This is a genomic window from Roseiarcus sp., from assembly GCF_049514155.1.
In the GTDB taxonomy this organism is placed as follows: Bacteria; Pseudomonadota; Alphaproteobacteria; order Rhizobiales; family Beijerinckiaceae; genus Roseiarcus.
In genome coordinates this window covers 1-7,349 of record NZ_JBEKVH010000173.1, presented here as the reverse complement: position 1 = coordinate 7,349, position 7,349 = coordinate 1, and the positions used below count along the sequence as shown (strand labels likewise).

General features: G+C 61.7%; 7 protein-coding genes and 2 pseudogenes. 3 read left to right on the top strand and 6 right to left on the bottom strand.

The genetic code is table 11. The features are described 5' to 3' along the window. Positions 1–160: 160 nt before the first annotated feature. A pseudogene (locus ABSF49_RS18620) lies at positions 161–664 on the top strand (winged helix-turn-helix domain-containing protein); the annotation flags it as partial. Between the two features lie 245 nt (positions 665–909). Here ABSF49_RS18620 and ABSF49_RS18615 read toward each other — a convergent pair. Continuing rightward, complete coding sequence (locus ABSF49_RS18615; protein WP_424114134.1) at positions 910–1,944, bottom strand: IS110 family RNA-guided transposase; 1,035 nt, start codon at positions 1,942–1,944, stop codon at positions 910–912. Positions 1,945–2,011: 67 nt separating this feature from the next. Between ABSF49_RS18615 and ABSF49_RS18610 the strand changes: the two are divergent. Beyond that, positions 2,012–2,587 (top strand): annotated as a pseudogene (locus tag ABSF49_RS18610) (IS630 family transposase); the annotation flags it as partial. Between the two features lie 95 nt (positions 2,588–2,682). Here ABSF49_RS18610 and ABSF49_RS18605 read toward each other — a convergent pair. The 3 genes from ABSF49_RS18605 to ABSF49_RS18595 form a co-directional block, all read right to left on the bottom strand. Next, complete coding sequence (locus tag ABSF49_RS18605) at positions 2,683–2,907, bottom strand: hypothetical protein (RefSeq protein WP_424114133.1); 225 nt, start codon at positions 2,905–2,907, stop codon at positions 2,683–2,685. A gap of 119 nt (positions 2,908–3,026) precedes the next feature. Continuing rightward, a complete protein-coding gene (locus ABSF49_RS18600) occupies positions 3,027–3,869 on the bottom strand; it encodes a recombinase family protein (RefSeq protein WP_424114132.1) in 843 nt (280 codons plus the stop codon). Further along, a complete protein-coding gene (locus ABSF49_RS18595) occupies positions 3,866–4,768 on the bottom strand; it encodes a recombinase family protein (protein WP_424114136.1) in 903 nt (300 codons plus the stop codon). Before ABSF49_RS18595 ends, ABSF49_RS18600 begins: the two co-directional genes overlap by 4 nt. Positions 4,769–5,027: 259 nt before the next feature. Here ABSF49_RS18595 and ABSF49_RS18590 point away from each other — a divergent pair, with 259 nt between their 5' ends. Beyond that, positions 5,028–5,243: an antitoxin Xre/MbcA/ParS toxin-binding domain-containing protein gene (locus ABSF49_RS18590; protein ID WP_424114135.1), complete on the top strand. Its 216-nt coding sequence runs from the start codon at positions 5,028–5,030 to the stop codon at positions 5,241–5,243. Positions 5,244–5,723: 480 nt separating this feature from the next. Here ABSF49_RS18590 and ABSF49_RS18585 read toward each other — a convergent pair whose 3' ends face one another. Next, positions 5,724–6,506: a recombinase family protein gene (locus ABSF49_RS18585; RefSeq protein ID WP_424114131.1), complete on the bottom strand. Its 783-nt coding sequence runs from the start codon at positions 6,504–6,506 to the stop codon at positions 5,724–5,726. Further along, a partial coding sequence (locus ABSF49_RS18580; protein WP_424114130.1) for a recombinase family protein occupies positions 6,503–7,349 on the bottom strand: 847 nt, incomplete at its 5' end. The genes ABSF49_RS18580 and ABSF49_RS18585, both read right to left, overlap by 4 nt.

Here is a 7,349-nt window from a genome sequence, read left to right as displayed (position 1 = left end):
ATAGCGCCGCCAGCGCTAACCTCCCCGCGCCTTCGTTCAATCCGGCTTCAATGAGGTCCGCTCCCGGAGCGCGCGCAATTTCGCGCCGCGGACCTCACAGAAGCCTCTAGATTCCCGAATCGCTTGATCGCTGATTCAAGACGGCATGGAGGATGTGGCCATGCCTGCTGCAGTGAAGCTTCGGGAGGACTATTCGGCGGCGGAGTTGCGACAACGCGCCAAACGGTCGAAGGACGCCAACCAAAGTCGGCGATTGCTGTCGCTGGCGGCGGTGTGCGAGGGGAAGGATCGGGCTGAGGCGGCGAAGATGGGCGGCATGGACCGCCAGACGCTGCGCGATTGGGTGCATCGTTTCAATGCCGAAGGGCCGCGGGGGCTCCTCGATCATCGCAGCGAAGGCCCGAAGCCGCGGCTCACGCCGGCGCAATTGGCCGAGTTCTCGCAGATCGTCGAGACCGGGCCGGACCCGAAGACGGACGGCGTCGTACGCTGGCGTCGTGTCGACCTGAAGGCGGCGATCGCCCGACGCTTCGGCGTCGCGTATCACGAGCGGAGCGTCGGCAAGCTTCTCAAGGCGCTCGGCTTCTCGCATATCAGCGCGCGCCCTCGCCATCCCAAGCAAGACGAGCGGATCGTCGCGGCTTTCAAAAAACGTATGGCCCGCCCCGTCTGCAAGTGGTTTTGTCGAGTGCGCCTCTTTCAGTCTGCTTCAACGTATCCGGCCTCGGGCTGATGTCCCCGGCCAAGATGGAGATACGCGCGTCCCGGTCCTCATAAAATTCGCGGCGTCGAGCGCCATTTTTTGAATCAGGTTTCCAGAACGCCGTTCGACTGTGAGGCCATCTCGCTTCCACCGCTCGCAAACATCGTCAGCCCGTCAGCGCGTCGATTGCGCGCCGCGACCGATAGTCATGCCGTCACGGGAGCCCCCTTGGCGGAAAAACCCTGCCGGCTGCGCAGCACGGCCCAGCAAATGCGCGCCAGCTTGTCGGCGAGCGCGACAACGGCGACATTGGGATGGACCCGGGCGAGCAGCCCCTTGGCCCATCGCCCCAGAGACGTGTCGCGCTCCGCCACATGGGGCAAAGCCGCGCGCGCTCCATGGATCAACAGTTTCCGAAGATACTTGTTGCCCCGCTTGCTGATGCCCATCAGCCGCGGCTTGCCGCCGGTCGTCCGTTGACGGGGAACCAGACCCAGCCATGCCGCCAGGTCGCGACCGTGCTCGAATGTCTCGGCCTTGCCGATGGCGGCGATCAAGGCCGACGCAATGGTCGGGCCGACGCCCGGTATGGTCGTCAATCGCCGAGCATCCTCGTTCTCTTTGACCCAGCGAATGAATTCGGCGTCAAAGGCGGCGATCCGTCGATCGAGTTCCGTCCATTGCGCCCGTGCGTCGGCGACCAGCATGATCATCCTCGGGCTCAGTCCCGCTCCGCCCTGTTCGTCCATCAGACCGACGAGGAATTGCTCCAGTTTTCGCTTGCCCTGGGGCGCGATGATCCCGCGTTCGAGCAGGATGGCGCGCAGCTGGTTGATCAGGGCGGTCCGCTCGCCGACCAAGCGATCCCTGGACCGGTGCAGCGTCTGCATGTCGAGCTGCTCCTGGCTCTTCAACTCGACAAACCGCATCGTCGGACGCGTCGCCGCTTCAGCGATCCCTTCGGCGTCGCGGTCGTCGTTCTTTTGCGCCTTGATGTAGGGCCGAACGTATTCGGGCGACATCAGGCGGACATCGTGCCCATGATCGGCGAAGACGCGGCCGAGGTAATGGGCCCCGCAGCATGCTTCCATCGCCACCACGCAAGGTCGAAGCCTAGCCGCCAATGCGATCAGCGTTTCGCGTTTCGCGCGCCGCCGTAAAACGACTGCGCCCGTGGCGTCGAGGCCGACGACGCTGCAAATGTTCTTGCCAAGATCGATGCCGAGAACGGAAACTTCCATGACCCCTTCCTCCTTCTGAACCCCCGGCGAGACTATCCCGTCGGAAGGAGGGGCGGGCCATCCCATAAACTTCGCCGAGGTCCTGAGCGCGCATCTGCGGGACTTGCCCGAAGGAACGCCGATCGAAATCTGGTTCCAAGACGAAGCGCGCATCGGCCAGAAGAACGGCCTTGTCAGGTAATGGGCGCGGCGCGGAACGCGGCCCCGCCAGCCCGCCGATCAGCGCTATGAGAACGCCTATCTCTTCGGCGCGATCTGCCCCGCTCGGGGCGAGGGCGCAGCGCTGGCGCTGCCCTTCGCCGACACTGAGATGATGCAACTCCATCTCGACGAGATCGCGGCCAAGGTTGCTCCCGGCGCGCAGGCCGTTCTCATCTTCGACCGCGCCGGCTGGCACACGACGCCCGAGCTGAGAATGCCGACCAACGTCACGCCGATTTGGCTGCCCTCGCGCTCGCCGGAGCTCAACCCGGTCGAGAACGTCTGGCAATATCTGCGCCAGAATTGGCTCTCCAACCGTGTCTTCGAGACCTACGACGACATCATCGACGCCGCCTGCGAAGCCTGGAACAGGCTCACCGCCCAACCGGCGCTCATCACCTCGATCGGTATGCGCGATTGGGCCCACGTCGGTCACAAATGAGGGCCTTTGGTATTAGTCTCCCGCCCGATCTCGACGACATGGTTGCAAGGTAGCTTTGCGCCGCAGCCGACGCGCTCGACCGCATATCCGAAGCGCTATTGGTGTGGCGGAAATTCCTTCTCTCGCAACTCATGCATAACCGCGCCAAGCTTCCGATTGAACTCGATCGCCGTCGTTTGAGCATTGACCACCGCGACCTTGTTAGGCGAGGGCTGCGGGCATTGTGCAACGAAGCCGGAAAGGCTTTCCCGCTTCAGGAATGCCTCCAATTCGCTTTCAACGACTTCGCGTCGCGCGTAGGCAGAAAAGACCTGCGTCATCCAAACGTCCTTCGCTCCAGCGTGCGAAGCGACGCAAAATGTCCACTGCGTAGCCGCCATGCCAGATGATGACGCAAACGCAATGGCCGCAAGAAGTGGAAACCGAATTTTGCGCGTTATCATCTAGAGGTCGCAATCATGCCTTCAGTCGACCTGATCGGCGGAACTTGGAACTGCCTTTCAGTTCTGAGTTCGTCAAAAGAGCCTGTGAGGTGCGGCAATAGCGGTGGGGATTGCATGCCCCGTTGATCTGGGCGGTAACCCCGGCGAGGTTTTGGCGGCGGTTCTCCAACGATTCGAAATATCTTCTTTATCACGCTGGGATACCACGTTCGGCCGTGATTGATTGGCTCTATGCCCATCAACGCGAGATGAGCCGCTATCCCAGCGAGCGTCTCGCCGCGGTCGCGCAGCGCGCAGAACAATGGCGCGTACTGGCGCGCGCGAGCAATTGATCGCTCATGCCGCGCACGGGTTGCGGCTTTCAATGTGGCTTCTGGGACCGGCGGACCGCCGCGCGGATAGCTGCGTAATGGAGTCCCTCTTGCCTTGGCGGCGGCAAAAGCCGCCTTCGTGCGTTCCGAGATCAGCCGGGCTTCATATTCGGCCACTGCCGCAAGAATGTGGAGGGTGAAGCGGTTCGCCATGGGCACATCGGCAGTGACAAAATCGACGCCACTTTCCATCAACGCCGCAATCAGGGCGGTACTGCGCGCTAACCTGTCGAGCTTCGCCACGACAAGCATTGCGCCGTAGACCCGGCAGTACCACAGCGCCTCCTGGATCACAGGGCGATCGCACTTCAGACCGCTCTCCACCTCGGTCAATTCTGCGATCAGTTTGCCGGGATGCGATTTGATATAGTTGCGAACCGAAATCCGCTGCGCATCGAGCCCGAGGCCAGACTTTTTCTGCATTCGGGTCGATACCCGATAGTAGGCCACGAGCGGTTGATCGTTCATGCTGTCTCCTTCGGAGCCCTGCCAGGAAGCGAGTGGGGCGGAATCCTGCGAAAATACGGCCTGACGGTTTTGGCCCACCAAATTCCCCCGCGGGGTGTGGGACAGCCAAGGGCATTTAACTCAGAAGCCATGGTCGCGAACGACATCCCCTGTCGTCTCCACGCGACCAAGCGCGGACCGATGTCTCTTATTATCGCAGACATTGTTTCTCGCTGATTTGTCGGCGGCGGCAGTCCGAGAGGCGCACCGAACTCTTGATAGGACTGACTTGCGACAGTCCAAATTGACTCACTGTTCCACGGCACAGCACCGCGACGTCGCACGCCGGTTTGATTGAATTCTTCGGCGATCATTCGATTGCTTTTGCCTGCGGCCCTAGCCTTCCAAATGAGCGGCCCGAGGTCGTGCGCGCGTGCCTCCTTACGAGCGCGCCGATTTCGAGCGCTGATTTCCGCGGCGCCCGGCCCCAGTTTTGGGTTCGGGTTCTTGATGCGGGGCCCCAACGACACGCCTCGGTTTCGCGCCGAGGCATAGGCCGCCTTGACTCGATCCGAGATCAACTGCGACTCGTATTCGGCGATGGCCGCCAGTACGTGAAGGGTAAACTTATCGGCCTGCGGAAAATCGACCGCAACGAATTCAACTCCGGCCTCCATGAGCCGGCTGATCATGTGAACGTTTCGGGCGAGTCGATCGAGGTGAGCAACGACCAAGACAGCATGGAAAAGCCTGCAGAGGTACAGAGCCTGACCGAGTTCTGGCCGATCGACTTTCCGTCCGCTCACTGTCTCCGAGAATTCGGCGACGAGTTGTCCAGAATTGGCTGATACGTATCGCAAGACGTCAGCGCGCTGGGCGTCGAAGCCGAACGCGAACTGATCTAGGCGTCCCGTCGACATCCGATAGTAGGCGACGTAGCGGCGCGTTCGACCCAAGTGGTCGTGAAGTTCGGTCGGCATGGCGTCATCGCTGATGATCAATTGCGCGTGCGTCTCACAATTCGCATCTATGGGACGCGATCGTCTCGCGCGCATCTAATCGACCAACTTAGCCTGAAGCTTGCGCAACAATGCGCCTCATCTGCCTGCTTGCCATGCGGCAACATGCCGACGATACTTGCGGCAGATTGCCGAGCTGAAGGAGAAGATCACGTTGTCTGTGACCCGGAGCGGGCCTTGCGAAGCCGAGCGACTCCTGCGAATTCAAACCCTAGCTGAGGACACGTTCGCGGATAAGGAGAAGGCGCATCGTTGGCTTCGTCACCCCCTTGCTGAACTTCTCGGTGAGGCTCCACTCACGATCGCGCAAACAGAGGCAGGCGCGAAGGCAGTTGAGGCAATCCTCGGAAAGATCGCTTGGGGCGCGACAGCCTGACGTTCCATTCTCGGCGTTGGCTCGCGGATTCAAGGGCGATCACAGGTCCGTCACGCCGCGGCCAATTCCTGCGACGCATCAATGTATTGGATGCCGCCTATGGCGGGGCCAGTTCAGTGCAGACTGACAATTCATGTCGTAGGAAACCCGTCACCGGCGTCGCGGCCGCAATTGAGAACTGCCGCGTTGACCGCGACTAGCCCCAATGGGCGCGAAGCCGCCGACGGCGATTAGCAATTCATGGCCGAGAGCGGAATGGGGGCTTCGAGAGATCAAATTATCGGAGCGGACTGTTGTGGTTCGGCGCTGGCTCCGGATGTGATTCGGCTTCGCCGTCTGATGCCCTCCACGTTCAATGTTTTCAACGCACGGGAGCGCCGATCGACGTCGCGTCCTTTTGATTGGTTTTGCTTCGTTTGGCCAATCTTCGACGCTTGTTCACTTCTCGCCATCATGCCCACAAAGCGACGGGGGAAGGCGTCAGAGATGCAGGCCGTTCATAGTGCCAAGGAACAACGGAATCTGTGGGTTCACGAGCCGTCCCGTCCCGTCACGCCACCGGCCCTGACCTGATTTCGGTTTCGTTTCGCCAGCGCGCTCAAACATCATTCGAACAGTGTCGCCATTCCACCTTTGCGCGTGACGGGGAGTCGCAATACCCATGAGCGTCAGCTGCTCGGCGATGCCTTCGAGCGTCGCGCCTTGATCGCGCAGCGCGCAGAGTAGCGGCGCAAACTCGCGGGCCCGGCCGGTTGCCCGCTCCCGATTCTCTCGACATACCGCTCTTATCGATTCCAGCGACGGCCGAAAGTTCTTCGAGCGGGAGTTCCCGAATGTCTTGCCGCGCGCCTTCGTTGCCGCAATAGCGGCCTTGTGGCGCTCCGACATTAGGCTCACCTCGTATTCGGCCACGGCCGCGAAGATATGGATCGTGAAACGGTTCGCGTACGGCATATTCACGGCGACGAAATCGACGCCGCTTTCCATCAGGCCGACGATCAGGGACAAGCTGCGCGACATTCGGTCTAGGTGCGCCACCACCAGCTTCGCTCCATAAACGCGGCAATGCCAGAGCGCCTGTTGGAACCGCGGCCGATCATCCCGCCGACCGCTCATGACATCGGTGAATTCGCCAATCAGCTCCCCGGGACAGGCTTCGACGTAGCGACGGACCGCAAGCCGCTGACCTTCCAGACCGAGCCCCGACTTTCCCTGCTGCGCCGTCGAAACGCGATAGTAGCCGACCAGAGGCTGCTCGTTCATGAGCTGGCCTCATACGGCACACTCGCCGTTGCGACGGCAATCGCCCGCTTTAGGTATCGCCATGTCGAGACGGGCCCCCAGCCTCGGCCATAGGGCGCGGCATAACCGAGGCGATCGAGTTCGCGCGCCATCGCGCTGTAGTTCATTCCCAGGGTCTTCCATTCGAGCAACAGCGGCCCGAACTTTTCGAGGCGGTCGAGCATCTTCGTCCGCCGCAGTCCTGGGGGACTGAACAAGCGGTTCTTGGCTGTTGCGGCGAAGGCGTCGCGCGTCGCCCTGGCGATGTTTCCGATCGAGCCTTGCTGCCACTGCGCTTTCATCGCCGGTCGAATTCCGCGCCGATTGAATTCGTTGGCGATCATCGCGTACGACTTTCCTTCGGCGATCCCTTTCCAGACGAGGGGGGCCAGGTCCTTGATGCGCATCTGCGATCGAGCATGCCGCACGCGGCCGCTTTCCGCTCCACATCCGGGCGGAAACGTCCGGTGTGGTCTTCCGTGCGACCACGTCTGCCCGCGCGCCCTGGCGGCCGCTTGGGCCAGCTTCACGCGCTCGGAGATCAACCGGGACTCGTGCTCGGCGATCGCCGCGAGGATATGAAGCGTGAACCGGGTCGCATGCGGAAAGTCGATCGCCACAAAATCGACCTTGCTGTCCATCAGCTGCGCGATCGTCGCGACGTTGCGGGCCAGCCGATCGAGGCGCGCGATCAGCAGCACGGCTCCGAAAATTCGGCAAACTTGCGCGGCTTCCGCTAACTTCGGGCGGTGACGCTTCGTCCCGCTCCTGGTCTCCGCATATTCCGCGATGATTTTGCCGGGGTTGGATACCACGTAATTCGCA

What these genes read in the sequence shown, in the direction of transcription:
- ABSF49_RS18615 (WP_424114134.1), bottom strand. Translation starts at nt 1,944, where the DNA reads ATGGAAGTTTCCGTTCTCGGCATCGATCTTGGCAAGAACATTTGCAGC.
- ABSF49_RS18605 (WP_424114133.1), bottom strand. Translation starts at nt 2,907, where the DNA reads ATGACGCAGGTCTTTTCTGCCTACGCGCGACGCGAAGTCGTTGAAAGC.
- ABSF49_RS18585 (WP_424114131.1), bottom strand. Translation starts at nt 6,506, where the DNA reads ATGAACGAGCAGCCTCTGGTCGGCTACTATCGCGTTTCGACGGCGCAG.
- ABSF49_RS18595 (WP_424114136.1), bottom strand. Translation starts at nt 4,768, where the DNA reads ATGTCGACGGGACGCCTAGATCAGTTCGCGTTCGGCTTCGACGCCCAG.
- ABSF49_RS18600 (WP_424114132.1), bottom strand. Translation starts at nt 3,869, where the DNA reads ATGAACGATCAACCGCTCGTGGCCTACTATCGGGTATCGACCCGAATG.